The sequence below is a fragment of the Streptomyces sp. NPDC003720 genome, assembly GCF_042875075.1.
GTDB lineage: Bacteria > Actinomycetota > Actinomycetes > Streptomycetales > Streptomycetaceae > Streptomyces.
In genome coordinates, this window is the sequence record NZ_JBIANZ010000004.1 from 599220 (window position 1) to 625362 (window position 26143).

The window sequence follows — 26143 nt, forward strand, 5'->3', positions numbered from 1 at the left end:
ACGCGCATGTTTCCGGACCGCGGCGGGCCCCCGGGTCTCTCCCAGGGGTTTGTGTTTTTCCGGCAAAAGCGGTTTGCTTTCCGACGTACTGCAGTACTGCATTAACAGGGGGCGGCGAAACGGCGGGCGCCGTACACACCCTGGCCCTCAACGTTATCGATGAAAGGAAATCCGGTGGCACAGAAGGTTCAGGTCCTTCTTGTCGACGACCTCGACGGCGGCGAGGCGGACGAGACGGTTACGTTCGCACTGGACGGCAAGACGTACGAGATCGATCTCACGACCACCAATGCGGACAAGCTGCGTGGCCTTCTCGACCCCTATGTGAAGGGCGGGCGTCGTACCGGAGGCCGTGCCGCGGGCGGACGTGGAAAGGCGCGCGCCGCTTCCGGTGGCAACCAGGACACGGCGGCGATCCGCGCCTGGGCGAAGGAGAACGGCTACGAGGTCAACGACCGCGGCCGTGTTCCCGCGTCCATTCGCGAGGCCTACGAGAAGGCCAACGGCTGATTTCCCCGGCAGGCGGGCGGCCGGGCGTTCGCGCGTCCCAGCCGGACGCGGTGGCAGTGCGTCGCCAGCGTTTCCACCAGCCGTACGAGATCGGGGGCGCCTGTCGGGCCCCCCACGGCCGGCATCGTCGGCAGCGAGGCCTCGGCCTCACCCCCCGGCCCGGGGGGCCGCAGCCACACGGCGGCCCCCTGCACGGGAACGGAGCCGTGCCCGGCCGCGGAACCCCGCCCCGGCGGCAGCGCCGCCCCTGAGCGGGCCTCTCCGGGCCGCGCAGGCGCCTCCATGAGGCCGCCGGCTCCCAGCGCCCGCAGATCCAGCGCGACCCCGCGCCACTCCAGCCACTCCAGCACCCCCGGCAGCTCCTCCGCGCCGCCCACGGACACCAGCAGCCGCATCCGCTCGCCCCACAGGGCCACCGGGGAACCCGGCCCGAGGTGCCGGAGCGCGGGGGCGCCCGCCTCGGCCGGCACGTCCAGGACGTCGAAGTGCACCCCTGTGACCAGCATCGGAGGCCGTCCGGGCACGGTCGGCCAGCCCAGCTCGTTCTCGTACCAGTGCAGGGTCCCGGTGTCCGGGCCGCCCGGCACCCCGGCCGCCCGCGGGGCGGACGGCACCGGATCGAGCGGTCGACGGGGAAGGGGGACCGATGAGGTCATGGGGACCGAGCCAGCCATGCCGGGTGCAACCGCCGGACCGGGCCGCTGGTTACGCTGGGCGCTCCGCCCGTCGCGCGGTGTGCGGGGAAAAGGGGCGCTCGGGAGCCCGGGCAGGCGCAAGGTTGTTCGCCCATAGCGGAGGGAACCGGTGGGCGCGGCATGGAGTGTCCGTCCCAGCGGGTAAGACATGCCTAGTGGGAGGGGGCGACACGCAGGACGGACGGCCTCACGTTCGCCATCGGCGTACTGGCGACTGGGGTAACTGCCTGGCCTGCGGGAACATCGTCTCGCACCATCGGGTTGGGACAGATGTCGGCGTTCGGGGTCAGGAGGCCATCGACGGTGTCGGCAGTTGGAATGAGCGGTCCCCGCTTGCGGGACTAAGCTGCGGAAGGACAGGGAGGGGAAGTTCCCCCCACTGCCTGACCGCTCTGAGGAGCGATTAACGATGTTCGAGAGGTTCACCGACCGCGCGCGGCGGGTTGTCGTCCTGGCTCAGGAAGAAGCCCGGATGCTCAACCACAACTACATCGGCACCGAGCACATCCTCCTGGGTCTCATCCACGAGGGCGAAGGTGTCGCCGCTAAGGCCCTGGAGAGCCTCGGCATTTCGCTTGAGGCGGTCCGCCAGCAGGTGGAGGAGATCATCGGTCAGGGCCAGCAGGCCCCGTCCGGTCACATCCCCTTCACTCCCCGTGCCAAGAAGGTCCTGGAGCTGTCGCTCCGCGAAGCCCTTCAGCTGGGCCACAACTACATCGGCACGGAGCACATCCTGCTCGGCCTGATCCGTGAGGGCGAGGGCGTCGCCGCCCAGGTCCTGGTCAAGCTGGGCGCAGACCTCAACCGGGTGCGGCAGCAGGTGATCCAGCTGCTCTCCGGTTACCAGGGCAAGGAGACCGCCACCGCCGGCGGCCCTGCCGAGGGCACCCCCTCGACGTCCCTGGTCCTCGACCAGTTCGGCCGGAACCTCACCCAGGCCGCTCGTGAGTCCAAGCTCGACCCGGTCATCGGGCGCGAGAAGGAGATCGAGCGGGTCATGCAGGTGCTGTCCCGCCGTACCAAGAACAACCCGGTGCTGATCGGTGAGCCCGGCGTCGGCAAGACCGCCGTCGTCGAGGGCCTCGCCCAGGCCATCGTCAAGGGCGAGGTGCCCGAGACCCTCAAGGACAAGCACCTCTACACCCTGGACCTCGGTGCGCTGGTCGCCGGCTCCCGCTACCGCGGTGACTTCGAGGAGCGCCTGAAGAAGGTGCTCAAGGAGATCCGCACCCGCGGCGACATCATCCTGTTCATCGACGAGCTGCACACGCTGGTCGGTGCGGGCGCCGCCGAGGGCGCCATCGACGCGGCCTCCATCCTGAAGCCGATGCTGGCCCGCGGTGAGCTGCAGACCATCGGCGCCACCACGCTGGACGAGTACCGCAAGCACCTGGAGAAGGACGCGGCCCTCGAGCGCCGCTTCCAGCCCATCCAGGTCGCCGAGCCGTCCCTGCCGCACACGATCGAGATCCTCAAGGGTCTGCGTGACCGGTACGAGGCCCACCACCGTGTCTCCATCACGGACGAGGCGCTGGTGCAGGCGGCCACCCTGGCCGACCGCTACATCTCGGACCGCTTCCTGCCGGACAAGGCGATCGACCTGATCGACGAGGCCGGCTCCCGGATGCGCATCCGCCGGATGACCGCTCCGCCGGACCTGCGCGAGTTCGACGAGAAGATCGCCGGCGTCCGCCGGGACAAGGAGTCCGCGATCGACTCGCAGGACTTCGAGAAGGCCGCGTCCCTGCGCGACAAGGAGAAGCAGCTCCTGGCCGCCAAGGCCAAGCGGGAGAAGGAGTGGAAGGCCGGCGACATGGACGTCGTCGCGGAGGTCGACGGCGAGCTGATCGCCGAGGTCCTCGCGACCGCCACCGGCATCCCGGTCTTCAAGCTGACCGAGGAGGAGTCCTCGCGTCTGCTCCGCATGGAGGACGAGCTCCACAAGCGGGTCATCGGCCAGGTCGACGCCGTCAAGGCGCTGTCCAAGGCGATCCGCCGTACGCGCGCCGGTCTGAAGGACCCGAAGCGCCCGGGTGGTTCGTTCATCTTCGCCGGCCCGTCCGGTGTCGGTAAGACCGAGCTGTCCAAGGCCCTCGCCGAGTTCCTCTTCGGTGACGAGGACGCGCTGATCTCCCTCGACATGTCGGAGTTCAGCGAGAAGCACACGGTGTCGCGTCTGTTCGGTTCGCCCCCCGGCTACGTGGGCTACGAAGAGGGCGGCCAGCTGACCGAGAAGGTCCGCCGCAAGCCGTTCTCCGTCGTCCTGTTCGACGAGGTGGAGAAGGCCCACCCGGACATCTTCAACTCGCTGCTGCAGATCCTGGAGGACGGTCGTCTGACCGACTCCCAGGGCCGGGTCGTGGACTTCAAGAACACGGTCATCATCATGACGACCAACCTCGGCACCCGGGACATCTCCAAGGGCTTCAACCTGGGCTTCGCGGCCCAGGGCGACACGAAGTCCAACTACGAGCGCATGAAGAACAAGGTGTCGGACGAGCTCAAGCAGCACTTCCGCCCCGAGTTCCTCAACCGCGTCGACGACGTGGTCGTCTTCCCGCAGCTCACGCAGGAGGACATCCTGCGGATCGTCGACCTGATGATCAGCAAGGTGGACGAGCGCCTGAAGGACCGGGACATGGGCATCGAGCTCTCCCAGACCGCCAAGGAGCTGCTGTCCAAGAAGGGTTACGACCCGGTGCTGGGCGCCCGGCCGCTGCGCCGCACGATCCAGCGCGAGATCGAGGACACGCTCTCGGAGAAGATCCTCTTCGGCGAGCTGCGCCCCGGTCACATCGTGGTCGTGGACACCGAGGGCGAGGGCGAGTCCCAGACCTTCACCTTCCGCGGCGAGGAGAAGTCGGCGCTGCCCGACGTCCCGCCGATCGAGCAGGCGGCCGGCGGCGCCGGTCCGAACCTGAGCAAGGACGCGTAACCCCTCCGGGGTCACGATGGACGAAAGGGGCTGCCCCGGGACTTCGGTCCCGGGGCAGCCCCTTTCGCGTCGTCCGTCACTCGTCCGTCAGGACAGCTGGCCGTCGTAGTCCGGCAGCTTGTACGTCTTCTCGGCGTGGCCGCCCGAGAGGTCCGTGGCGCTGTTGCCGATGTTCGCGACGATCGTGTAGCCCCGCTTCTCGATGTCGGCGCGCTGGGCGGTCTTGTAGGCGGCCACGTCCTTGAAGAGGTCGAGCAGGCCGCGGACGCGCAGCCCCGAGACCTCGTAGCCGTCGTGCTCGAGGTTCCACTTCGTGGGCGCCTCGATGATGCCCGGGCGGGCGGTGACGAAGAAGAGCGAGACGCCGTGCTCCTGGGCGTACTCGGCGACGTTCAGCACCGGCTTGTTGGCGGGCTGCGGGAAACTGAAGCCGAAGTCGGTCTCCAGGGTGGTGTTGTCGACGTCGAAGACGATCGCCTGCTTCTCGCCCGGCCTGGCGGCGGCGATGCGGTCCTTCAGGTAGGGCAGGGCCTGGTCCATGACCGCCTGGCAGTCCTTCTGCCAGGTGGCGTAGTCGGCCTTGGCGGCCGTTGCGGAGGCGGCGGCGGTGCCGCCCGTGCCGGCGGCCGTACCGGCCGCTTCGGCGGGGGCGGCCAGCGCGGCGAGCGCGGCCACGGAGACGGCGGTGACGGATATACGGCGCGCCCAGGGGCGTCTGGTCATCGGTGGGGGTCCTCTCACGTCCGTACTGAACGGCCAGAACGGTGGACTGTCAGGGGCATGATCAGTGCTGAGGATGGCGCGAGAGGAACCGTAGGGTTACTGAACGGTAGTCGTACAGGGGTCTGCGTCACATTTCGCGGGCCGGAGAGGGCCGGCTGACGGAGCGTCGGCTTCCGGATTCGCCCCGGACCGCCAACTTCCGCACCCGGCAAGCGAGTAGCGCACGTCACATTCAGGGGCCTCCACGGGTCCCGGCGCGGTGACAAGCCGCACAGGGGAAATGCCCTGTACTAACCGGATTAGTGACATGTGCTATCGGTGCAAAACGGGACATTCCCACGCTCGTGCGGCAAAGAAATCGCAGCTCAGAGGGGGTGGTGTCCGAAGGGTCAGGGTCTGTCAAGAAGTGGGATGTTTTGCTGCCCTCTACTACGTACCGCCGTAGAAAAAGGGCTTTGTGGCGGACTGAGGTGGTGGGTTACCAATGAATGGCCGAAGCGGCGAACGCCTGTACGCCGCACGGCCCCTACGTTCCCTAGTCCACGGAGTTTCGATGTTCCAGCGCTTCACGTCCCGTTCTTCGCGTACGTCCTCGCTCCGCACCCGCGTGGCCGTCCTGGCTGCCGGCATCGGTGCCACGGCCGTGGTGGGGACCGGGGTCGCGAGCGCGGCCACCCCGTCGGCCGCCTCCTGGGTCGACCCGGTGAAGAAGTACACGCTGTCCGCCAGCTTCATGCAGGACGGCAGCCACTGGGCGCACAAGCACAGCGGTCAGGACTTCGCCGTCCCGACCGGCACCGAGGTTCTCGCCGTGCACGGCGGCACCGTGGTCAAGGCCGGCCCCAACGGCGCCGGTGACGGCCCCGCCTACGGCAACGCCGTCGTCATCAAGCACGACAACGGCACGTACTCGCAGTACGCGCACCTTTCCCGGATCGACGTGAAGATCGGCCAGGCCGTCAAGACCGGTCAGCACATAGCCCTTTCGGGCAGCACCGGCAACTCCACCGGCCCGCACCTGCACTTCGAGATCCGGACCACCCCGAACTACGGTTCCGCGGTCAACCCGGTGGACTTCCTGAAGGCCCACGGCCTGAAGGTCTGATCTACCGCTCCCCGTGGGCGCCTTGATGCGCCTGCGTGACGAGATCCACGGCGACTTCGAGGACGGCCGCGCGCTTCTTCTCGAAGTCGCCTTCCAGGTCCCGCATCACGAACATCCCCGCGTGCAGCGTGAACAGCGCGCTCACGCAGCGGACCTGGTCGACGAGTTGGGCCTCGGGGTCGATGATGATGTCCCTGAGGCTGGTCATCCGGTCCTTGAAGGACTCGCCGATGCGCAGCTCCCGCACCGTCGCCTGGTTCTCCTGCATGAACCGGAAGAGCGGTTCCGCTCCGGCCAGCGCCTGGCTGTAGCGCCGCACGATCTCCTGCTTGGTCTCCAGCGTGTGCGGCCGGCTGCGGCCCCACTCGATCAGGTCCTCGATCGGCTGCGTCAGATCCTCGAAGAGGCTGACGATGATCTCTTCCTTCGTCTTGAAGTGGTAGTAGAGGGCCGCCTTCGTGACGCCGAGACGCTCGGCGATCTCGCGCAGGGAGGTCTTCTCGTAGCCCTGCTCGACGAAGAGTTCGAGCGCCACGTCCTGGATGCGCTGGCGGGTGTTGCCGCGGCGCTGCTGCTTGGTGCCGTCCATGGTGACGCCCATCCTCGTACTCCTCGCGCTCCCGCAAAACTTACTTGACGACCGGCTAGTGACGGGTCTACCTTCCCCCACTGTAGTGAACTAGCCGGGCGGCAAGTAAGGGGCCGCCGGGGGGAGTGGGAGAGATGGCGGACACACAAGCGGTCGCGGCGGACCGGAAACAGCCCGGGCAACCGGGGAAATCGCAGGAGAAGCAGCCCAAGAGCGTGCGGGTGGTGCTGCTCGCGCTCATGATCGCGATGATGCTCGCGATGCTCGACAACATGATCGTGGGCACCGCGATGCCGACGATCGTCGGTGAGCTCGGCGGCCTCGAGCACCTGTCCTGGGTGGTGACCGGCTACACGCTGGCGACCGCGGCGGCGACCCCGATCTGGGGCAAGCTCGGTGACATGTTCGGCCGCAAGGCCACCTTCCTCAGCTCCATCGTGATCTTCCTGATCGGCTCCGCGCTCAGCGGCATGGCCCAGGACATGGGCCAGCTGATCGGCTTCCGCGCCGTGCAGGGCCTCGGCGCCGGCGGTCTGATGGTCGGCGTCATGGCGATCATCGGCGACCTGATCCCGCCGCGGGAGCGCGGCAAGTACCAGGGCATGATGGCCGGCGTCATGGCGCTGGCGATGATCGGCGGCCCGCTGGTCGGCGGCACCATCACCGACAACTGGGGCTGGCGCTGGTCCTTCTACATCAACCTGCCGCTCGGCGCCGTCGCGCTCGCGCTGGTCAGCGCGGTGCTGCACCTGCCGAAGAAGCGGTCCAAGGCGGGCATCGACTACCTCGGCGTCCTGCTGCTGACCGTCGGCATCACCTCCATCGTGCTCGTCACCACCTGGGGCGGCACCGAGTACGCCTGGACCTCCGCGCGGATCATGGAGCTGATCGGCATCGGCGTGGCCGCGCTGGTCGGGTTCGTGTTCTGGCAGACCAGGGCCGCCGAGCCGGTGCTGCCGCTGCACATCTTCCGCAGCGGCAACTTCACCCTGATGTCGGTCATCGGCTTCATCACCGGCTTCGTGATGTTCGGCGCCACCCTCTTCCTGCCGCTGTACCAGCAGGCGGTCCAGGGCGCGTCCGCGACCAACTCCGGTCTGCTGCTCCTGCCGATGCTCGGCGCGATGCTGGTGACCTCGATGGTGGCCGGCCGGGTCACCACCAACAGCGGCCGCTACAAGGTCTTCCCGATCGTCGGCGGTGTGCTGATGATCGTCGGGCTGTACCTGCTGTCGCTGATGGACACCGGCACCACGCGGCTGACCTCCGGTCTCTACATGGCCGTGCTGGGCGCGGGCATGGGCTGCCTGATGCAGATCACCATGCTGGTGGCGCAGAACAGCGTGGAGATGAAGGACATGGGCGTGGCGTCCTCCTCCACGACCCTGTTCCGTACGCTCGGCTCCTCCTTCGGTGTGGCCGTCATGGGCGCGCTGTTCAACCACCGGGTGCAGGACGTCATGGCGGAGAAGGCCGGCGCGCTGGGCTCCAAGATGACCGAGAAGTCGGCGCAGCTCGACGCGGCGAGCCTGGCCAAGCTGCCGGTGCAGGCCCGGGAGGCCTACCAGCACGCGGTGTCCTCCGGTACGCACTCGGCGTTCCTGCTGGGCTCGGTGATCGCGGTCGTCGTGCTGGTCGCGGCGCTCTTCGTGAAGGAGGTGCCGCTCAAGGGCGGTCCCCAGAAGCCCGAGGTGACCGAGGCCCTCTGAGGCCCCGTCCGGTCCGAAGGCCCCCGGCGGTGTCCGCCCCGGGGGCCTTCGCCGTGCCGGGCGGTGGCCGGTGAACCGAGCCGGCCGGGGCCCGCGGCGGAGGCCGCTCTAACGCCCGCCGGACAGCGGCAGCATGGGATGGCTGCCGGTGTTGGTGGGGGCGTGCTCCGGGAGCCAGAGGACGGCCACCGCGCCCTCCGCCGAAGCGTGTTGCGGGGCCCCGGCCGGGCGCACGTTGCGGAAGGTCAGCCGGGCGCCCAGCACCCGGGCCTGGCCGGCCGCGATGGTCAGACCCAGGCCGTGGCCCTGGCCCGCACGGTCCTGGCTGCCGGTGCGGAAGCGGCTCGGCCCCTCGGCGAGCAGGCCCTCGGGGAAGCCGGGACCGTGGTCGCGCACCCGGATGACCCGGCCCTCGACGGTGACCTCCACCGGCGGCCTGCCGTGCCGGGCGGCGTTGGCCAGCAGGTTGAACAGCACCCGCTCCAGACGGCGCGGGTCGGTCGTGACCTCCGACTCGTGCACCACCCGTACGGTGATGTCCGGGTCCTTCGCCGCGACCCGCCGGGCGACGAACTCGCCCAGCATGATGTCCTGCAGCTCGGCGCGCTCGGAGGCCCCGTCCAGCCGGGCCACCTCCAGCACGTCCTCGACCAGGGTGCGCATCGCCTTGGCCCGGTCCAGGACCAGCTCGGTGGGGCGCCCCGGCGGCAGCAGCTCGGCGGCCGTCAGCAGGCCCGTCACCGGGGTGCGCAGCTCGTGTGCGATGTCGGCGGTCACCCGCCGCTCGGCCTCCAGACGCTGCCGCAGCGCGTCCGCCATGGCGTCCACCGCACGCGCGAGGTCGTCGGTCTCGTCCCGGACGACCCCGCCGATGGCCTCCCGCACCCGTACGTCCGTCTCCCCCTTGGCGACCTGGCCCGCCGCGGCCGCCGCCTTGCGCAGCCGCCGCGAGAGCTGCCCGCCGATCAGCACGCCGAGCGCGCTGCCGCCGAGCACGACCGCGATGGAGCCGATGACCAGCGCCTGGTCGAGGTCCTTCATCACGTCGGTGGAGCGGTCCGGGAAGTTGCTGTGCAGGGAGAGCACGTGCCCGTCCTTGACCGGCACGGCCGCCCAGATGTCCGGCCCGGTGCCGCGGTCGCTGACGTAGCTGGCCCGGCGGCCCTCGCGCACCTTGTCGCGCAGCGGGGGCGGCAGCTCCGGATCGTCGATCTTGATGCTCGGGAAGTTCGGCCGCCCGCCCAGCTCGTAGTTGCGCTGCGCGATCTGGACCCGCGCGTTGGCCAGGTCACGGGCGTTGTCCAGCATGGAGACCCGGGCCGCGTTGTGCACGACCAGGCTGAGCGCGATCGCCACCAGACCGGCGACCAGCGCGATCGCCGCGCTCAGCTTCCATCTCAGCCCGGTCCGCAGCCCCGCCCGTTCCACGCGCCGCATCGGGCGCCGAATGATCCCCCGCATGTCCCGCTCCGCTCAGGCCCTCAACTTGTAGCCGAACCCGCGGACCGTCTCGATCCGGTCCTGGCCGATCTTCTGGCGCAGCCGCTGCACATGGACGTCGACGACCCGGGTGTCCCCGCCCCAGCCGTAGTCCCAGACCCGCTCCAGCAGCTTGTCGCGGGAGAGCACGGTGCCGGGTGCGCCGGAGAACTCCAGCAGCAGCCGCATCTCGGTAGGGGTGAGCGCCACCGGGCGTCCGGCCCGGCGCACCTCCATGCCCTCGGTGTCGATCTCCAGCTCGCCGAAGACCAGCGGCCCGCCGTTCGGGTCCGCCGCGGCCCCGGAGCCGGGCGCAGCCCCGCCGGCGTGCCCGAAGCGGCGCAGCACCGCGCGGATCCGGGCGACCAGGACGGCGCCGTCGAACGGCTTGGTCACGTAGTCGTCGGCGCCCGCCTCCAGGCCGAGGACCACGTCGATGGAGTCGGCGCGCGCCGACAGCATGATCACCGGCACGGTCGACTCGTCCCGGATACGGCGGCACAGGCTGACGCCGTCCAGGCCGGGGACCATCACGTCGAGCAGCGCGATGTCGGGCCGGTCGGCCCGGAACGACTCCAGCCCGGAGAGCCCGTCGGGCATGGCGGTCACCGCGAAACCGTCCCGCTCCAGGGCGAGCTGGGTGGCCTCGCGGATGACGTCGTCGTCCTCGACGAACAGGACGTGGGTCTGGTCTGCCATCCCGGTGCTCTCAGTCCTCGTGTGCTTGTGGCCGGTCAGTTGTCGGGCGGGGGCGTCGCGTCCCCGCCGACGGACTTGCTGTAGTCGTTGTGGACGGGCTTCCCCTGGGCGAAGCGCCCCGCCCGCCACTCGTAGGGGATCACGTCCTCGCCGGACGGGCGCGAGATCGGGTCGCCCCTGCGGTACACCTGCCTGGTCACGGTGAGGACGCCCTGGACTATCTCCGCGTAGACCGGGGACTCCTCGGACCGGAAGACGTTCTTGTACGCGCCGTTCTCGTCCCGGTACACGTACGAGCCGACGCCCACCGCGTCCGTACAGGTCAGCACGTTGACGACGACGTCGCTCACGGCGCTGCCGGTCAGGTCGCCGTAGGACACGTCGACCGGGTAGTCGTCGCCGTTGCACGGCTTGAGATCGCGCTTGACCGAGGCCGAGACCGCCGGGTCGTGCCGCAGCAGCGCCACCGCGTCCACCCGCCGGTAGGAGTCGGACGGACTCGGCGGCGGGGAGGCGACGGCGCCCGCCACCGCGGAGGCGTGCGCCGGTCCCTCGTCCCGTGCGCCGGTCCCCCCGGTGCCGCAGGCGGCGGCGAGAAGGCCGAGGGCGGTGACCGAGGCCGCCGCCGCGATCACCGCCATGGAACTGCCTGGGGCCCGCTCGGGCCCGGCCCCGCTCAGGCCGCGCAACGCTCCCGCTCCTCACGCTCCAGCGCGCGTGCGTCCAGATCGCGGGCCTCCAGCTCCTCGCGGAGCCGGGCGAGCGCCCGGTGCAGCGTGCTCTTGACCGTACCCGCGGACATGCCGAGGGCGGCGGCCGTCTCCTCCGTGGACATCTGCTCCCAGTGTCGCAGCACCACGACACTGCGCTGCTTCGGTGCGAGCACCTTCATGATGTCCATCAGCAGGGCCCGGTCCGCGTGCTGCTCGGTGGCGTCCTCCACGGTGGACTCCGGGAGCTGCTCGGTGGGGACCTCCTCCAGCTTGCGCGCCCGCCACCACTCGGTGCGGGTGTTGATCATCACCCGGCGCAGATAGGCGTCCGCGAGCCGCTTGTCGGCGATGCCGTCCCAGCGTCCGTACGTGCGCACCAGCGCGGTCTGCAGCAGGTCCTGGGCGTCGACCGGGTCCGGGACCAGTCGGCGGGCGCTGCGCAGCAGCGCTTCCTGCCGGGTGCGGACGTACTCCTCGAACTCGAGCACCTCTCCCTGCGCCATGATCGACCGCCTCCGTTCCCCGTGTACTCCGGCCCCGTGCCGGAAGTCCCGCCGTGCTGCCTGCCCGTTGGTCCGCCGGGCACGGGAAGAAAGCTACGGAGCGGTTGTCACGAGGCTGTGCGGAGCAGCCTGCGGCCGGCAATCGGCTGTCCGTCGGTTGTGTAACGGAAGTAGGTACGGGGTAAGGAACGCGGGGCTTTTGTCCGGCTATTCGCCGTTTCGTCGACCTGGAGGTGTCGTAACGAAGGCCGGTGGGCCGTGACTTAAGCGTGCGTCAGGTCAGCGGCAGCCGGTACAGACCGCCCGGCAGCGGCTCCACCAGACCGTCCGTGACGAGCCCGTCGAGCGCGCGGGCGCGCTGCACCGGCTCGTGCCAGACCCGGTCCAGCGACGCCTGCGGCACCGGCGCGTGCGCCTCCCGCAGCACGGCGAGGAGCTTGCCGCGCACCTGGCGGTCCGTGCCCGCGTACGTCTGGCCCCGGCGCGGCGGGCCCTCGTGCTCCGGCTTGCCCGCGAGCCGCCACGCGCACTGCGCGGCGATCGGGCAGCGCGGGCAGCCCTCGTTCTTCGCGGTGCACACCAGCGCGCCCAGCTCCATGGAGGCGGCGGCCCAGCGCGCGGCCGTCCCCTCCTCCTCCGGCAGCAGCTCCCGGGCCAGCCGCCGCTCGGCGGCCGTGGTGGCGTTCGGCGGGTACTGGACGCCCGTCACCGCCCGCGCGAGGACCCGGCGCACGTTGGTGTCGAGCACCGGGTGGCGCTGTCCGTACGCGAAGGAGGCCACCGCGGCGGCCGTGTACTCGCCGATCCCGGGCAGCGCCAGGAGCTGCGCGTGGTCCGTCGGCACGTCACCGCCGTGCCGTTCCGTTATGGCCGCGGCCGCTCCGTGCAGACGCAGGGCGCGGCGGGGGTAGCCGAGCCGGCCCCAGGCGCGCACCGCCTCTCCGGGGGCCTCCTTGGCGAGGTCGGCGGGGCGGGGCCAGCGTTCCATCCACTGCTCGTACACCGGGAGCACCCGGCTGACCGGGGTCTGCTGCAGCATGAACTCGCTGACCATCACGCCCCAGGGACCCGCTTCCGGGCGGCGCCAGGGGAGGTCGCGGGCGTGGGAGTCGAACCAGGCGATCACGGGGGCGTGAAGCTTCTCAGTCATGGCCTTCCGATCCTGCCACGCCTCGCGTGTGTTGTGGCCGACGACGGCGCGGTCGCGGAGCGTCGCGTCGCGTGGCGGTGAGTGAAGAAGCCTTTCGTCCCCGGCAGTTGCCGGGATGATGATCCGGAAAAGTTGTCGTCCGGGCGGCGGGTGGCGCGAGCGGGAGGCTTGATCTCTCGTACAGTTTGCGCCGTGGGATCTCTGCGCAATCCGGTCGGGCCGCTCCCCTCCTCCATCTACTGGCGACGGAGGGTGCTGATGCTGGCCGTCCTCGCCCTGCTGGCGCTGCTGATCACGTGGATCGTGACATGGGGCGGCGGGGGCGGCAGGAACGGCGCCGACGGGCCGAACGGCAAGAATCCCGCGTCCACCATCACACCGGGACCCTCCTCGTCCGGACCCGCGTACAGCCAACACCCCGGCGGACGTGACGAGTCGGGCGGCGGCGGGGACACCGGCGGGAGCGGCTCCGGCTCCGACTCCGGCTCGGACGGCAAGGGCGGCTCCGGTTCGGCCGGGTCCGACGGCGGCCCGGACGGCGGCTCGGGCGGGGGCTCAGGCGGCGGTTCCGCCGCGGGCGGCGGCGGGGTCGGCACCGGTGACGCGCTGCCCGCGTCCTCCTCGCTGCCGAACTGCACGCCCGGCGCGGTCACGTTGACCCTGCGCAGCGTGCACAACTCCTACTCGCCCGACCAGACGCCGGAGTTCGAACTCGTCGCGAAGAACTCCTCGTCCGGCGACTGCAAGGTCGATCTCGGCCCGAAGAAGGCGGTGTTGACCATCACGCCGGCGGAGGGCGACGACGCGTACTGGTCCTCGGACGACTGCCCGAAGGGCGCGGCGAGCCTGCTCTTCCGGGTCGGCGCCGGCCAGAGCATCACGTACACCGTGAAGTGGGACCGCAAGCCGAGCGCGCCGGAGTGCGCCACGCCCCCGGCGGGGTCGGCGAAGGCGGGAACCTATCTGCTGGAGGCGAAGGCGCCGGGGTTCGCGAAGGCACGCGCCTCGTTCGTGCTGTCGGCCGACTAGCGCGGCGCCGCCGCTGGTGAGGCGCCCGGTGCCGCGGCCGGACACGGGCCGTCACGCCCCCGGCGCCACGCGTGCCCGCCGCTGAGCGGGCGCGCCCGCTCCGGTCAGACGTACCGCTCGAGGATCGACGACTCGGCCAGGCGGGACAGGCCCTCGCGGACGCTGCGCGCCCGGGCCTCGCCGACGCCGTCCACCGTCTGCAGGTCGTCCACGCTCGCGGCGAGCAGCTTCTGCAGCCCGCCGAAGTGCTCCACCAGGCGGTCGATGATCGCGCCCGGCAGCCTCGGCACCTTCGCCAGCAGCCGGAAGCCGCGCGGGGACACCGCGGAGTCCAGGGTCTCGGGGGAGCCCGTGTAGCCCAGCGCGCGTGCCACGGTGCCCATTTCCAGGAGCTCCGCGTGTGTCAGGGCGTCCAGCTCCGCCAGCGCCTCGTCCACCGTGCGGGACCGCTTGGCCGTCGGCTCGGGGACGTAGTCCCGGACGACGAGTTCGCGGTCGGGCTCCACTCCGGCGATCAACTCCTCGAGCTGGAGCGCGAGAAGACGGCCGTCGGTGCCGAGTTCGACCACGTACTCGGCGATCTCGGTGGCGATGCGCCGGACCATCTCCAGCCGCTGGGCGACCGCCGAGACGTCCCGGACCGTCACCAGGTCCTCGATCTCCAGCGCGGACAGCGTGCCCGCGACCTCGTCCAGGCGGAGCTTGTACCGCTCCAGCGTGGCCAGGGCCTGGTTGGCGCGGGAGAGGATCGCGGCGGAGTCCTCCAGGACACGGCGCTGGCCGTCGACGTAGAGCGCGATCAGCCGCATCGACTGGGAGACGGAGACCACCGGGAAGCCGACCTGCTTCGAGACGCGGTCCGCCGTGCGGTGCCGGGTGCCGGTCTCCTCCGTCGGGATCGTCGGGTCCGGGACCAGCTGCACGCCGGCCCGCAGGATCTTCGACAGGTCGGAGGAGAGCACGATGCCGCCGTCCAGCTTGCACAGCTCCCGCAGCCGCGTCGCGGCGAACTCCACGTCCAGGACGAAGCCGCCGGTGCACATCGCCTCGACGGTCTTGTCGGAGCCCAGGACGATGAGGCCGCCGGTGTTGCCGCGCAGGACCCGCTCCAGGCCGTCACGCAGGGGCGTGCCAGGAGCCACGGCGCTCAGCGAGGCGCGCATCAGGCGATCGGAGCCGGCGCTCCCACCGGACTTTCCGGGAGCTGCTGCCCGGTCGTTGGCTGCCACTGCACTCCTCCGGTCGCAGGTTCTGGGTGCTGCCGTCGCGCGCACTCGGTTCGTACGGACGGGCGAGACCTGGGCAAAGTCTACCGGCGGTCCTCCGCGTCCCGTGGGGCCTCTCGGCGACGGGAGCGCGGCAGCACCCGCAGCGCGTCCCCCATGTCGGCGACTTCCAGCACCTTCATCCCGGCCGGGACCTTGCCCGGATCGCCCGGAACGAGCGCGTGCGTGAAGCCCAGCCGGTGCGCCTCGGCGAGCCTGCGCTGCACGCCCGTGACCCGTCTCACCTCGCCCGCGAGCCCCACCTCGCCGATCGCGACCAGGTTCTTGGGCAGGGGGGTGTCGCTGGCGGCCGAGGCGAGCGCGAGGGCGATCGCCAGGTCGGCGGCGGGCTCCGAGAGCTTCACCCCGCCCACCGTCGCGGAGTAGATGTCCCGCTTGCCGAGCGCGCTGATCCGCCCCCGCTGCTCCAGCACCGCGAGCATCATCGACACCCGGGAGGTCTCCAGACCCGAGGTGGTCCGCCGCGGCGAGGGGATCTGGGAGTCCACGGTCAGCGCCTGCACCTCCGCCACCAGCGGGCGGCGCCCCTCGAGGGTGACCGTCAGGCAGGTGCCCGGGACCGGTTCGGCGCGGCGGGTCAGGAAGAGCCCGCTCGGGTCGGCGAGGCCCGTGATGCCCTCGTCGTGCAGCTCGAAGCAGCCGACCTCGTCCGTGGCGCCGTAGCGGTTCTTCACGCCGCGGACCAGGCGCAGCCGGGCGTGCCGGTCGCCCTCGAAGTGCAGCACGACGTCCACCAGGTGCTCCAGCAGCCGGGGACCCGCGATCGCGCCGTCCTTGGTGACGTGGCCCACCAGCAGCGTGGACATGCCGCGCTCCTTGGAGGCGCGGATCAGGGCGCCGGCCACCTCCCGCACCTGGGCCATGCCGCCGGGCGCGCCGTCGATCTCGGGCGAGGCGACCGTCTGCACCGAGTCCAGGATCAGCAGCGACGGCTTCACCGCGTCCAAGTGGCCGAGGACGGCCGCCAGATCGGTCTCGGCGGCCAGGTAGAGATGGTCGTCCAGGGCGCCGATGCGGTCGGCGCGCAGCCGCACCTGGCTCGCCGACTCCTCACCCGTCACATAGAGGGTGCGGTGCTCGTCACTGGCCGACTTGGCGGCCACGTCCAGCAGCAGGGTGGACTTGCCGACGCCGGGCTCGCCCGCGAGCAGGACCACCGCGCCGGGCACCAGACCGCCGCCGAGCACCCGGTCCAGCTCCGGCACGCCGGTCGTACGGGCGGTCGCCTGACGGCCGTCGACCTGGCCGATGGGCACCGCCGAGCTGGTGACGCGGCCCGGCGCCGTCGTGCGGACCGCGGGCGCGCCGTACTCCTCGACCGTGCCCCAGGCCTGGCACTCCGGGCAGCGGCCGAGCCATTTGGCGGTCTGCCAGCCGCACTCGGTGCAGCGGTAGGACGGTCGGTCCTTGGTGGTCTTGGTACGGGCAGCCATGCGGAAACCGTAGCCCGCGGCACTGACAGCGCCCCCGCGGGCCGTCCGGGAGCGGTCCGGTACCGGTCACGGCGCGTCCGCCCGTGCCGTGGAACGAAAGGTTCCTGTCCCCTTATGAGGGATCGTTTCACCCGTACGAATTAAAAGAGCTCAAGGCGCCGGAAGGAGCACTGCGCCGCCGCCTACGGTCGCACGGGTGATGAGCAGCAGTCCGGAGACGACGACCCGCACCACCGGCGCACATCGGACACACCGGGAGGCGCGCGACCGCGCCGCCGCGCGCACCCTCGCGCAGCGGCCGCCGGCGCGCTACGAGCCGTACCTGGACGGTCTGTTCACCTACTGCCTGTCCGTGTTGTGCGACCACGACGCGGCCACCGCCGCCCTCGGGGACGTCCTGGCGCTGGCCGAGCGGCGCGGACAGCGCGTCCCGGAGGCCGTCGACCAGCGGGCCTGGCTGTACGCCCTGGCCCGCTGGGCGTGCCTGCGCGGGCTCGCCGAGGCTCGGCAGAAACGCCAGGCCACGCACGCGTCGGGCCGCCCGGCCACCGCGAAACGGGACGCCGAGCCGCCCGTGGCGCCGGAGGTCCTGGAGCAGCGGCGCGGTGAACTCGCCCTGCTCGCCTGGCCGGAGGCGGCCGGCACCACCCCCGAGCAGCGCGAGGCGCTGGAGCTCGCCGTCCGCCACCATCTCGCGGAGCGCGAGGTCGCCGCCGTCCTCGGCATGGCGCCCGCCGCCGCGCGCGAGCTGCTGGCCTCCGCGGCCTGCGAGGTCGAGCGCACCCGCGCCGCGCTCGCCGTGGTCGAGACCGGCGGCTGCCCGAGCGTGGCCCACCTCACCGGGGACAGCCGGCTGGTCCTCAGCCCCACCCTGCGCCGCGAGCTGGTCCGGCACGTCGACGACTGCCCCCGCTGCCGCCGCACCGCCGAGCGCGCCGTCCCCGGCCGCTGGCCCGGCGCCACGGTCACCCCGGCCGAGCTGCCGGTCCTGCAGGCGCCCCGCGCGGCCCTGCACGTCGCCCTCGCCCACCACCCGCGCGCGCGTGGCGCGGCCGTGCCCCGCTTCGACCGGCGCGGTTTCCCGATGGACCCCAAGGACCGCGCGGCCCGCCGCGACCGGCTCCGCGCGCGTGCCGTCACCACGACCGTCGTCGCCACCGTGGTCGCCGCGCCCGTGCTCGCCCTGTGGGCCGCCTACCGCGGCGGTCCGGTGGGCGGCGAGGACGGCCGCCCGGGCGGCCCCGCGAGCGAGGCGCGGGGCCCCGACGCGTTCGGCGGCGACACCGGCGGTGGCTACGAGAACGCGGGCAACGCCCGCGTGAAGCCGTCCGGCGCCCCGGCCGGCAAGGGCACGGCGGACGTGTCCGTGGAGGTCGTCAGCGTCGGCGGAGCCGGCGGGAAGGGCGCCGGCCGGCTCGCGGTCGGCGCGCGCACCGACGGCGACGTCACGCTGATCACGCTCACCGCGTCCGGCCCGGAACCGGTCCGCTGGTCCGCGTCGACCCCGGCGTCCTGGCTCTACTTCAGCCGGTCGGGGGGAACGCTCCGGCCCGGCGAGACCTTCACGGTCAAGGTGTACGTCGACCGGCTGCGCGAGCCGTCCGGACACTGGCACGCGCGGGTGGCGGTGTCACCGGCCGGCGCCGTGGTCACCATCGACGGCTACGGCACCGCCCCCAGCGGCCCCTCGGCCCGGCCCTCGACGCCCGCCCCCGACCCGAGCCCCTCGGCCCCGGCCCACACCGACCCGCCGTCCAGTCCGCCCACCTCGCCCTCGGATCCGCCGTCCACCCCGGCCGACCCGACGCCGTCCGACCCGCCGAGCTCGCCCCCGCCGTCCAGCGACGACGCGGACCCGAGCCCGTCGGACGGTTAGGGACGCCCCGGGTCCGCCGGATGCGGGGCCACCAGCGGAAGCTGCGAGGCCAGCCGCTGCTCGCACAGCTCGGCCAGCCGGTCGTAGCCGGCCTTGCCCATCAGCTCGGTCAGCTCCGCCCGGTACGAGACGTACACCGGCTCGCCCGCGCCGTGCGCCGACGTCGCCGAGGTGCACCACCAGTGCAGGTCATGGCCGCCCGGGCCCCAGCCCCGGCGGTCGTACTCGCCGATCGACACCTGCAGCACGCGCGTGTCGTCCGGCCGCTCGATCCAGTCGTACGTCCGCCGGATCGGCAGCTGCCAGCAGACGTCCGGCTTGGTCTCCAGCGGCTCCCGGCCCTCCCTCAGGGCGAGGATGTGCAGCGAGCAGCCCGCGCCGCCCGCGAAACCCGGACGGTTCTGGAAGATGCACGACCCCTGGAAGGGCCGGGTCTGCCGCGAACCCTCCTCGTCCTCGGAGGTCCAGCCGTTGCGGATGCCCTCGTCGTGGTGCTGCCAGATCTCCGGCGTGAGCCTCGCCACGTGCCCTGCGACCCGCTTCTCGTCGTCCTCGTCGGAGAAGTGGGCGCCCAGCGAGCAGCACCCGTCGTCCGCGCGGCCCGCCTGGATGCCCTGGCAGCCGCTGCCGAAGATGCAGTTCCAGCGAGAGGTCAGCCATGTCAGATCGCAGCGGAAGACCTGCTCCTCGTCCGCCGGATCGGGGAACTCCACCCACGCGCGCGCGAAGTCGAGGCCCTTCTCGTCACTCGGTACCGGGGCCGTTCTGGGCGTCTTGCCGGACTTGGACGGTTTGTCGTCCTTCGCCTTTTTCGTCTTTGGCACGCCTCCAGGGTAAGTGGCCCGGGGCCGCCGCGGGGACCGAGGAGGGCGGATCTGGCAGTAGCGTGCCGTACATGAGACTCGGTGTCCTGGACGTGGGTTCCAACACGGTGCATCTGCTGGTGGTGGACGCCCACCCCGGCGCACGGCCGCTGCCCGCGCACTCGCACAAGGCCGACCTGCGGCTCGCCCAACTGCTCGACGACAGCGGCGCCATCGGCGACGACGGCATCCACCGGCTGGTCGACGTGGTCCGGGACGCGCTCCAGGCCGCCGAGGACAAGGGCGTCGAGGACCTGTTGCCGTTCGCCACCTCCGCCGTCCGCGAGGCCACCAACGCCGACGACGTCCTCGCGCGCGTGCAGGACGAGACCGGCGTACGGCTCCAGGTGCTCACCGGCGCCGAGGAGGCCCGGCTCACCTTCCTCGCCGTCCGCCGCTGGTTCGGCTGGTCCGCCGGCAAGCTGCTCGTCCTGGACATCGGCGGCGGCTCCCTGGAGATCGGCTACGGCATGGACGAGGAGCCCGACGCGGCCGTCTCCCTGCCGCTCGGCGCGGGCCGCCTCACCGCCGGCTGGCTGCCCGGCGATCCGCCCGCACCCGACGACGTGCGCGCCCTGCGCCGCCACGTCCGCACCGAGATCGCCCGTACCGTCGGCGAGTTCAGCCGCTTCGGCGCCCCCGACCACGTGGTCGCCACCTCCAAGACCTTCAAGCAGCTCGCCCGGATCGCCGGCGCCGCCCGCAGCGCGGAGGGCCTCTACGTCCAGCGCGAGCTCAAGCGGGAGTCCCTGGAGGCCTGGGTGCCCCGGCTGTCCGGGATGACCGCCGAGCAGTGCGCGGAACTCCCCGGCGTCTCCGAGGGCAGGGCGGGCCAGCTCCTCGCCGGCGCCCTGGTGGCCGAGGGCGCCATGGACCTGTTCGGCGTGGAGAGCCTGGAGATATGCCCCTGGGCGCTGCGCGAGGGCGTCATCCTCCGCCGTCTCGACCACATGGGCTCGGGCTGAGTGCCGAGGGGGTGCGGAACCGTATCCGCACATGCCGCCGCCGCGCGCGCGAGCGGCCCCCGGCCCGCCGGCGACGGCGCGGATGGCAAAGCTCACAATGGCGAACCGGCACCCCGCGTCCGGGCCGCCCTACCCCGTAAGGTGACGGACGTGGCTGAACCAAGGGACGTAAAGGTCGCCCTGTCGACGGCCTCGGTGTACCCGGAGTCGACGGCGACGGCCTTCGAGATCGCCGCGCGCGTCGGTTACGACGGCGTCGAGGTCATGGTGTGGACCGACCCGGTGAGCCAGGACATCGAGGCGCTGCGCCGGCTGTCCGACCACCACGGCGTCCCCATCCTCGCCGTGCACGCCCCCTGCCTGCTGATCACCCAGCGCGTCTGGTCCACCGACCCCTGGACCAAGCTCCAGCGGGCCCGGGCGGCCGCCGAGAAGCTGGGCGCCGACACGGTCGTCGTCCACCCGCCCTTCCGCTGGCAGCGGCAGTACGCCCGCGACTTCGTCACCGGGGTGTGGCGGATGGCGAACGAGACGGACGTGCGGTTCGCCGTCGAGAACATGTACCCGTGGCGCTACCGCGACCGCGAGATGCTGGCCTACGCCCCCGACTGGGACGTCACCAAGGACGACTACCGGCACTTCACGATCGACCTCAGCCACACCGCGACGGCCCGCACCGACGCGCTCGCCATGATCGACCGCATGGGCGACCGGCTCGGCCACGTCCACCTCGCCGACGGCCGGGGCTCCGCCAAGGACGAGCACCTGGTCCCCGGCCGCGGCACCCAGCCCTGCGCCGAGCTGCTGGAGCGGCTCTCGCACACCGGCTTCGACGGCCACGTCGTGATCGAGGTCAACACCCGCCGGGCGATGTCCAGCGCCGAGCGCGAGGCCGACCTCGCCGAGGCCCTCGCCTTCACCCGGCAGCACCTGGCCTCCGCCGTGCGGGTGCCCCGGCGATGACCGGCACCACCGCGCGCCGGCGGGGCCGGCCCCCGCGCACCGAGTCCGCCGGCACCCGCGACCGCATCCTGGCCGCCGCCCGCGAGGAGTTCTCCGAGCGCGGCTACGAGAAGACGTCCGTGCGCGGCATCGCCAAGGCCGCCGGGGTCGACTCGGCGCTCGTCCACCACTACTTCGGCACCAAGGAGCAGATCTTCGAGGCGTCCGTCGCGGTCGCCTTCGCGCCCGCGCTCGACGTGCCCGACGCGATCGCCGAGGTCCCGCCGGCCGAGGTCGGCGAGCGGCTGACCCGCTTCTTCCTCGGCGTGTGGGAGAACCCCACGACCCGTACGCCCCTGCTCGCGATCCTCCGCTCCGCCGTGAACAACGAGGCCGCGGCGGCCGTCTTCCGCCGCCTGGTCGCCACCCAGGTGCTGCGCCGGGTGGCCGCCCAGGTGGACCTGCCGGACCCGGAGCTGCGCACCGAGCTGGCCGCCGCGCAGCTCGTCGGCGCCGCGATGATGCGCCACGTGATCAAGCTGGAGCCGCTGGCCTCGGTGGACCTGGAGCAGATCATCGCGCGGGTCGCGCCCGTGGTGCAGAGCCATCTGACGCAGCCCTGACACCGCCGGCGCCCGTGGCCCGGCCCGGCCCCGGAACCCCCGGCCGTGAAACACGCGTCCCGCATTCCGGACATGCTTGTCCATCCCTTGGAGGGGCGGCGTACGCTCGGAGGAGTCAGAACTCTCTGGCAGAAGGTCTTCGAAGGAGCGAGCGACGATGCCCGAGCTGAGGTCCCGCACAGTCACCCACGGCCGCAACATGGCGGGCGCCCGCGCCCTTATGCGCGCCTCCGGTGTACCCGGTGCGGACATCGGCCGGAAGCCGGTCATCGCCGTCGCCAACTCCTTCACCGAGTTCGTGCCGGGCCACACCCACCTCCAGCCGGTCGGCCGGATCGTCAGCGAGGCGATCAAGGAGGCGGGCGGCATCCCGCGCGAGTTCAACACGATCGCCGTGGACGACGGCATCGCCATGGGCCACGGCGGCATGCTCTACTCCCTGCCCTCCCGCGACCTGATCGCGGACTCGGTGGAGTACATGGTCGAGGCCCACTGCGCCGACGCCCTGGTCTGCATCTCCAACTGCGACAAGATCACCCCGGGCATGCTGATGGCGGCCCTGCGCCTGAACATCCCGACGGTCTTCGTCTCCGGCGGCCCGATGGAGTCCGGCCGCGCCACGCTGGTCGACGGCACGGTCCGCACCCTGGACCTGGTCGACGCGATCTCCGACGCCGTCAACGACAAGATCTCCGACGAGGACATCCTCCGCATCGAGGAGAACGCCTGCCCGACCTGCGGCAGCTGTTCCGGCATGTTCACCGCCAACTCGATGAACTGCCTGACCGAGGCCATCGGCCTCTCCCTGCCCGGCAACGGCTCGGTCCTCGCCACCCACACCGCCCGCCGCGCCCTCTACGAGAACGCGGCCCGCACGGTCATGGACCTCACCCGCCGCTACTACGAGCAGGACGACGACACCGTCCTGCCGCTCAACATCGCCACCTTCCAGGCCTTCGAGAACGCCATGGCCCTGGACATCGCGATGGGCGGCTCCACCAACACGATCCTGCACCTGCTGGCCGCCGCCCAGGAGGCGGGCGTCGAATTCGGCCTGGAGCAGATCGACGCCGTCTCCCGCCGCGTCCCCTGCCTCGCCAAGGTCGCGCCCAACGTCGCGAAGAACCGCACGTACTACATGGAGGACGTGCACCGCGCCGGCGGCATCCCCGCCCTCCTCGGCGAACTGCACCGCGGCGGCCTGCTGAACGAGGACGTGCACGCCGTCCACAGCCCCTCCCTGTCCGACTGGCTGAAGACCTGGGACGTCCGCGGCGGCTCCCCGTCGCCGGAGGCCGTCGAGCTGTGGCACGCGGCCCCCGGCTGCGTCCGCTCCGCCGAGGCCTTCTCCCAGTCCGAGCGCTGGGAGGCCCTGGACGACGACGCCGAGGGCGGCTGCATCCGCTCCGTCGAGCACGCCTACTCCAAGGACGGCGGCCTCGCGGTCCTCCGGGGCAACCTGGCCGTCGACGGCTGCGTGGTGAAGACCGCCGGCGTCGACGAGTCGATCTGGACCTTCGAGGGCCCGGCGGTGGTCTGCGAGTCGCAGGAGGAGGCCGTCCAGCGGATCCTCACCCAGGAGGTCAAGGACGGCGACGTCGTCGTCATCCGCTACGAGGGCCCCAAGGGCGGCCCCGGCATGCAGGAGATGCTGTACCCGACCTCGTACCTGAAGGGCCGCGGCCTCGGCAAGACCTGCGCCCTGATCACCGACGGCCGCTTCTCCGGCGGCACGTCCGGCCTGTCCATCGGCCACGCCTCCCCGGAGGCGGCGTCCGGCGGCACCATCGCCCTGGTCCAGGACGGCGACCGCATCCGCATCGACATCCCGAACCGCACCATCGAGCTGCTGGTCGACGAGGCGGAGCTGGCCCGGCGCGACCAGGCGCTGGCCGGGGTGTACGCCCCGAAGAACCGCGACCGCAAGGTCTCCGCCGCGCTGCGCGCCTACGCGGCCATGGCGACCAGCGCCGACAAGGGCGCGGTGCGCGACGTGAGCAAGCTCGGCTGAAGCCGGGCACCGCGCGGGGCCGCCTCCACCGGGGGGCGGCCCCGCGCGCTGTGTCACCAGGCCGAGGGGTCCTTCGCGGGCACCGCGAAGACGGTGCCGTCGGGCGCGGTGGCGTAGACGTCGCCGTGCTGCACGAGCGGAGCGGGCGGCGCCGCCACCACCCGTGTCGCGTGCTCGCCCAGGCGCGCCCGCGTCTGCCCGACGAGTGTTCCCGTACGCGAGTCGACGGCGAGGAGCCGTCCGTCGCTCGCGGTGAAGTACACGTGCCGGCCGTCCGCGACCGGCGCCGAACCGCGGCTCACCGATGTCTCCAGGCGCCACGGAACACTCCGCTTCGCCATGTCGACGGCCTGCAGCCGGCCACCGGTGCCCAGGAGCAGGACCATGTCGCCGCGCACCGTGGCCTGAGCGCCGTCCAGGGCCACGGGAAGGTCCACCCGCCGCGACGACCGGGTCGCCGGATCGAAACGGACGACCGCCTTCGTGGAGCCGTAGACCGGGTCCACCGAGAGGAAGGAGACGGCCCCGCCCGCCGAACCGGCGGGTCTGAGGCTCCCCTTCAGCCGTGCCTGCCAGCGCACCCGCCCGGTTCCCGGATCCACCGCGGTCACGAGGGTGCTCGCCCCGTCGGCCGACGTACTGGCCGCGTACGCCAGCGGATCGCGCGGGAAGGCGGTGAAGGACGGCTTCGCCTGCCCGGCGATCCGGTGCGTCCACCGGGCCCTGCCCGTCGCCGCGTCCAGGCCCGTGACGGTCCCGTCGGGGGCCGTCAGCAGAGCCGTGTCCCCCGCGTACCGCACCGTCGTGCCGGCCGGCACATCGCGCCCCCACACCTCCTTGCCCGACGAGGGATCGAGGGCCGCCACCCGCGGCCCCCCGTCGGTGAACGGCTGCACCAGACCGGCCGACAGGACCGGCGCCCCGCTCACCGTCCGCACGGCGACGGAACGCCGCCACAACCGGGTGCCGTCGGCGGGGGAGAGGGCGTAGACCGCGCCGGGCTGGGCGCACAGCAACCTGCCCTCACCGTACGAACACCGGGGCATCCCGGTGCCCGCTGCCGCGGCCCGGGTGTCCCAGGCGCTGAACGCGGCCTTCCCCGTACGCGGCCCGGAGGCGGCCGGACCGGGATCGCCTCCCGCCGGCCGGACCGAGACCAGCACGCCGGCCACGACGAGCCCGAGCGCCACGGCGCCCGTCAACGCCTTGCCGGCCCTGAACCGGCGCCGCACCGGACGGCTCCCCGTCTCCTGGACGGCGACGGCTGGTTCGGGAGCCCTGGGAGCCTCACCCGTGCGCTGCACCGGTATGAACGCCTGCGTGTCGTACGACGCGGCGACCGACCGCAGCTCCCGCATCAGCTCGTCCGGAGTCGGCCTGTCCTCGGGCTCCTTGGCGAGGCAGCGCAGCACCAGCGGCGCGAGGGACTCCGGAACCCCGGTCAGATCCGGCTCGTCGTGCACCACCTGGTACGCCACGACGTACGGGCTGTCGGAGTCGAACGGCCCCCGCCCGGTCGCCGCGTGCACCATCACCGAACCCAGCGCGAAGACATCGGCGGCCGGGCCCACCTCCCGTGGCCGGCGGAACTGCTCGGGAGCCATGAAGGGCGGCGTGCCGATCAGTTTGCCCGTCTCCGTGCGGAGTTCACTGTCCTTCGGCCGGGAGATACCGAAGTCGATGACCTTCGGCCCGTCCTCGGCCAGCAGGACATTGCTCGGCTTGAGGTCCCGGTGCACCACGCCCACCCGGTGGATGTCGCGCAGGGCCTCCGCGAGCCCGGCCATGAGCCGGCGCAACTGCGCCGACGGCATGGGCCCGTTCCGCTTCACATGGTCCGAAAGCGTCGGACCGGGGATGAACAGCGTCGCCATCCACGGGCGTTCGGCGTCGGGGTCGGCGTCCACGACCGGCGCGGTGAAGGCCCCGCTCACCCTGCGAGCCGCGGCCACCTCCTGCCGGAAACGGCCCCTGAACTCGCGGTCCCTCGCGAACTCGGCGTGCACGACCTTCACCGCGAGCTTCAACCCGGAGTCGCTGCGGGCCAGATGGACCACTCCCATGCCACCGGACCCCAGATGCGACTCCAGGCGGTACCGGCCGGCGTACTCGGGAAGTTCCGCTTCCGCCCCCGCCCCGGTGCTGCGCTGCGGCGCCATGGACCACCCCCGTGCTCTTCGTCCGTGCGCGCGACGCACGGAGCCTAGTCGATGACTCGTACGGGACAGAGGCGGCTTGCTAGCGTCTGCGTGCGAGTCGCGTACACACGTCTCGCGAGTCGACTCACAGGGATGCAACGGGTCCC

At 72.0% G+C, this 26143-nt stretch carries 22 protein-coding genes; 10 read left to right on the forward strand and 12 right to left on the reverse strand.

Features of this window, described 5'->3' with window-relative positions:
- Window positions 1-174 precede the first annotated feature (174 nt).
- Window positions 175-510 (forward strand): Lsr2 family protein, encoded by a 336-nt coding sequence (locus tag ACFYU0_RS14490; protein WP_199211446.1) that lies wholly within the window; start codon window positions 175-177, stop codon window positions 508-510.
- On the opposite strand, the gene ACFYU0_RS14495 is transcribed toward ACFYU0_RS14490, so the two are convergent.
- The gene (locus ACFYU0_RS14495; protein ID WP_389300839.1) at window positions 489-1184 is read right to left on the reverse strand and encodes an SCO3374 family protein; all 696 of its coding nucleotides are present in this window, start codon (window positions 1182-1184) and stop codon (window positions 489-491) included. The genes ACFYU0_RS14490 and ACFYU0_RS14495 overlap by 22 nt on opposite strands.
- A gap of 430 nt (window positions 1185-1614) precedes the next feature.
- Between ACFYU0_RS14495 and ACFYU0_RS14500 the strand changes: the two genes are divergently transcribed.
- Entirely contained in the window at window positions 1615-4140 is a 2526-nt protein-coding gene (locus ACFYU0_RS14500) for an ATP-dependent Clp protease ATP-binding subunit (protein ID WP_351667254.1), read from the forward strand.
- An 87-nt stretch (window positions 4141-4227) separates the two neighbouring features.
- Here the strand turns inward: ACFYU0_RS14500 and ACFYU0_RS14505 are convergent, their stop codons facing one another.
- Window positions 4228-4863, reverse strand: a complete 636-nt coding sequence (locus ACFYU0_RS14505; RefSeq protein ID WP_389300840.1) for an HAD family acid phosphatase — start codon at window positions 4861-4863, stop codon at window positions 4228-4230.
- Between the two features lie 553 nt (window positions 4864-5416).
- Between ACFYU0_RS14505 and ACFYU0_RS14510 the strand changes: the two genes are divergently transcribed.
- Window positions 5417-5968, forward strand: coding sequence for a M23 family metallopeptidase (locus ACFYU0_RS14510; protein ID WP_351667250.1), 552 nt, complete (start codon window positions 5417-5419; stop codon window positions 5966-5968).
- A 1-nt stretch (window position 5969) separates the two neighbouring features.
- Here the strand turns inward: ACFYU0_RS14510 and ACFYU0_RS14515 are convergent, their stop codons facing one another.
- Window positions 5970-6569 (reverse strand): TetR/AcrR family transcriptional regulator, encoded by a 600-nt coding sequence (locus ACFYU0_RS14515; protein WP_389300842.1) that lies wholly within the window; start codon window positions 6567-6569, stop codon window positions 5970-5972.
- 122 nt (window positions 6570-6691) lie between these two features.
- Between ACFYU0_RS14515 and ACFYU0_RS14520 the strand changes: the two genes are divergently transcribed.
- A complete protein-coding gene (locus tag ACFYU0_RS14520; protein WP_351667246.1) occupies window positions 6692-8266 on the forward strand; it encodes an MDR family MFS transporter in 1575 nt (524 codons plus the stop codon).
- Window positions 8267-8374: 108 nt separating this feature from the next.
- Here ACFYU0_RS14520 and cseC read toward each other — a convergent pair whose 3' ends face one another.
- The 5 genes from cseC to ACFYU0_RS14545 form a co-directional block, all read right to left on the reverse strand.
- Window positions 8375-9727 carry a two-component system sensor histidine kinase CseC gene (gene cseC / locus ACFYU0_RS14525; protein WP_389300844.1) on the reverse strand — a complete coding sequence of 451 codons (1353 nt, stop codon included), beginning with the start codon at window positions 9725-9727 and terminating at the stop codon, window positions 8375-8377.
- A 12-nt stretch (window positions 9728-9739) separates the two neighbouring features.
- Entirely contained in the window at window positions 9740-10444 is a 705-nt protein-coding gene (cseB, locus tag ACFYU0_RS14530) for a two-component system response regulator CseB (RefSeq protein WP_351667242.1), read from the reverse strand.
- A gap of 35 nt (window positions 10445-10479) precedes the next feature.
- Entirely contained in the window at window positions 10480-11133 is a 654-nt protein-coding gene (locus ACFYU0_RS14535; RefSeq protein ID WP_389300846.1) for a hypothetical protein, read from the reverse strand.
- Window positions 11121-11660, reverse strand: coding sequence for a SigE family RNA polymerase sigma factor (locus ACFYU0_RS14540; protein WP_351667240.1), 540 nt, complete (start codon window positions 11658-11660; stop codon window positions 11121-11123). Before ACFYU0_RS14540 ends, ACFYU0_RS14535 begins: the two co-directional genes overlap by 13 nt.
- 274 nt (window positions 11661-11934) lie before the next feature.
- Window positions 11935-12810 (reverse strand): A/G-specific adenine glycosylase, encoded by an 876-nt coding sequence (locus ACFYU0_RS14545; RefSeq protein WP_351667238.1) that lies wholly within the window; start codon window positions 12808-12810, stop codon window positions 11935-11937.
- A gap of 192 nt (window positions 12811-13002) precedes the next feature.
- On the opposite strand from ACFYU0_RS14545, the gene ACFYU0_RS14550 reads away from it, so the two are divergent.
- Window positions 13003-13839 carry a hypothetical protein gene (locus tag ACFYU0_RS14550; RefSeq protein ID WP_389300849.1) on the forward strand — a complete coding sequence of 279 codons (837 nt, stop codon included), beginning with the start codon at window positions 13003-13005 and terminating at the stop codon, window positions 13837-13839.
- Between the two features lie 104 nt (window positions 13840-13943).
- Here ACFYU0_RS14550 and disA read toward each other — a convergent pair whose 3' ends face one another.
- Entirely contained in the window at window positions 13944-15068 is a 1125-nt protein-coding gene (disA, locus tag ACFYU0_RS14555; RefSeq protein ID WP_351667234.1) for a DNA integrity scanning diadenylate cyclase DisA, read from the reverse strand.
- Window positions 15069-15148: 80 nt separating this feature from the next.
- On the reverse strand, window positions 15149-16558 hold the full coding sequence (gene radA / locus ACFYU0_RS14560; protein ID WP_351667232.1) for a DNA repair protein RadA: 1410 nt from the start codon (window positions 16556-16558) through the stop codon (window positions 15149-15151).
- Window positions 16559-16754: 196 nt separating this feature from the next.
- Here radA and ACFYU0_RS14565 point away from each other — a divergent pair, with 196 nt between their 5' ends.
- Complete coding sequence (locus ACFYU0_RS14565) at window positions 16755-18434, forward strand: hypothetical protein (protein WP_351667231.1); 1680 nt, start codon at window positions 16755-16757, stop codon at window positions 18432-18434.
- Here the strand turns inward: ACFYU0_RS14565 and ACFYU0_RS14570 are convergent.
- Complete coding sequence (locus ACFYU0_RS14570; protein WP_351667229.1) at window positions 18431-19258, reverse strand: hypothetical protein; 828 nt, start codon at window positions 19256-19258, stop codon at window positions 18431-18433. The two genes, ACFYU0_RS14565 and ACFYU0_RS14570, sit on opposite strands and share 4 nt — an antisense overlap.
- A gap of 71 nt (window positions 19259-19329) precedes the next feature.
- Between ACFYU0_RS14570 and ACFYU0_RS14575 the strand changes: the two genes are divergently transcribed.
- The 4 genes from ACFYU0_RS14575 to ilvD all read left to right on the forward strand — a co-directional run bounded on the left by ACFYU0_RS14575 (window position 19330) and on the right by ilvD (window position 23838).
- Window positions 19330-20262: a Ppx/GppA phosphatase family protein gene (locus tag ACFYU0_RS14575; protein WP_351667227.1), complete on the forward strand. Its 933-nt coding sequence runs from the start codon at window positions 19330-19332 to the stop codon at window positions 20260-20262.
- Window positions 20263-20412: 150 nt separating this feature from the next.
- The gene (locus ACFYU0_RS14580; RefSeq protein ID WP_351667225.1) at window positions 20413-21225 is read left to right on the forward strand and encodes a sugar phosphate isomerase/epimerase; all 813 of its coding nucleotides are present in this window, start codon (window positions 20413-20415) and stop codon (window positions 21223-21225) included.
- Window positions 21222-21827, forward strand: coding sequence for a TetR family transcriptional regulator (locus tag ACFYU0_RS14585; protein WP_351667223.1), 606 nt, complete (start codon window positions 21222-21224; stop codon window positions 21825-21827). The genes ACFYU0_RS14580 and ACFYU0_RS14585 overlap by 4 nt, the downstream gene beginning before the upstream one ends.
- Before the next feature lie 157 nt (window positions 21828-21984).
- Window positions 21985-23838 carry a dihydroxy-acid dehydratase gene (ilvD, locus tag ACFYU0_RS14590; protein WP_389300854.1) on the forward strand — a complete coding sequence of 618 codons (1854 nt, stop codon included), beginning with the start codon at window positions 21985-21987 and terminating at the stop codon, window positions 23836-23838.
- A 53-nt stretch (window positions 23839-23891) separates the two neighbouring features.
- Here the strand turns inward: ilvD and ACFYU0_RS14595 are convergent, their stop codons facing one another.
- The gene (locus ACFYU0_RS14595; protein WP_389300857.1) at window positions 23892-25997 is read right to left on the reverse strand and encodes a serine/threonine-protein kinase; all 2106 of its coding nucleotides are present in this window, start codon (window positions 25995-25997) and stop codon (window positions 23892-23894) included.
- Window positions 25998-26143: the final 146 nt, after the last annotated feature.

Excerpts from the sequence above, each read along its gene's own strand:
- ACFYU0_RS14495 (WP_389300839.1), bottom strand. The coding sequence starts at position 1,184 with ATGGCTGGCTCGGTCCCCATGACCTCATCGGTCCCCCTTCCCCGTCGA.
- ACFYU0_RS14500 (WP_351667254.1), top strand. The coding sequence starts at position 1,615 with ATGTTCGAGAGGTTCACCGACCGCGCGCGGCGGGTTGTCGTCCTGGCT.
- ACFYU0_RS14505 (WP_389300840.1), bottom strand. The coding sequence starts at position 4,863 with ATGACCAGACGCCCCTGGGCGCGCCGTATATCCGTCACCGCCGTCTCC.
- ACFYU0_RS14510 (WP_351667250.1), top strand. The coding sequence starts at position 5,417 with ATGTTCCAGCGCTTCACGTCCCGTTCTTCGCGTACGTCCTCGCTCCGC.
- ACFYU0_RS14515 (WP_389300842.1), bottom strand. The coding sequence starts at position 6,569 with ATGGGCGTCACCATGGACGGCACCAAGCAGCAGCGCCGCGGCAACACC.
- ACFYU0_RS14520 (WP_351667246.1), top strand. The coding sequence starts at position 6,692 with ATGGCGGACACACAAGCGGTCGCGGCGGACCGGAAACAGCCCGGGCAA.
- cseC (WP_389300844.1), bottom strand. The coding sequence starts at position 9,727 with ATGCGGGGGATCATTCGGCGCCCGATGCGGCGCGTGGAACGGGCGGGG.
- cseB (WP_351667242.1), bottom strand. The coding sequence starts at position 10,444 with ATGGCAGACCAGACCCACGTCCTGTTCGTCGAGGACGACGACGTCATC.
- ACFYU0_RS14540 (WP_351667240.1), bottom strand. The coding sequence starts at position 11,660 with ATGGCGCAGGGAGAGGTGCTCGAGTTCGAGGAGTACGTCCGCACCCGG.
- ACFYU0_RS14545 (WP_351667238.1), bottom strand. The coding sequence starts at position 12,810 with ATGACTGAGAAGCTTCACGCCCCCGTGATCGCCTGGTTCGACTCCCAC.
- radA (WP_351667232.1), bottom strand. The coding sequence starts at position 16,558 with ATGGCTGCCCGTACCAAGACCACCAAGGACCGACCGTCCTACCGCTGC.
- ACFYU0_RS14575 (WP_351667227.1), top strand. The coding sequence starts at position 19,330 with ATGAGACTCGGTGTCCTGGACGTGGGTTCCAACACGGTGCATCTGCTG.
- ACFYU0_RS14585 (WP_351667223.1), top strand. The coding sequence starts at position 21,222 with ATGACCGGCACCACCGCGCGCCGGCGGGGCCGGCCCCCGCGCACCGAG.
- ilvD (WP_389300854.1), top strand. The coding sequence starts at position 21,985 with ATGCCCGAGCTGAGGTCCCGCACAGTCACCCACGGCCGCAACATGGCG.
- ACFYU0_RS14595 (WP_389300857.1), bottom strand. The coding sequence starts at position 25,997 with ATGGCGCCGCAGCGCAGCACCGGGGCGGGGGCGGAAGCGGAACTTCCC.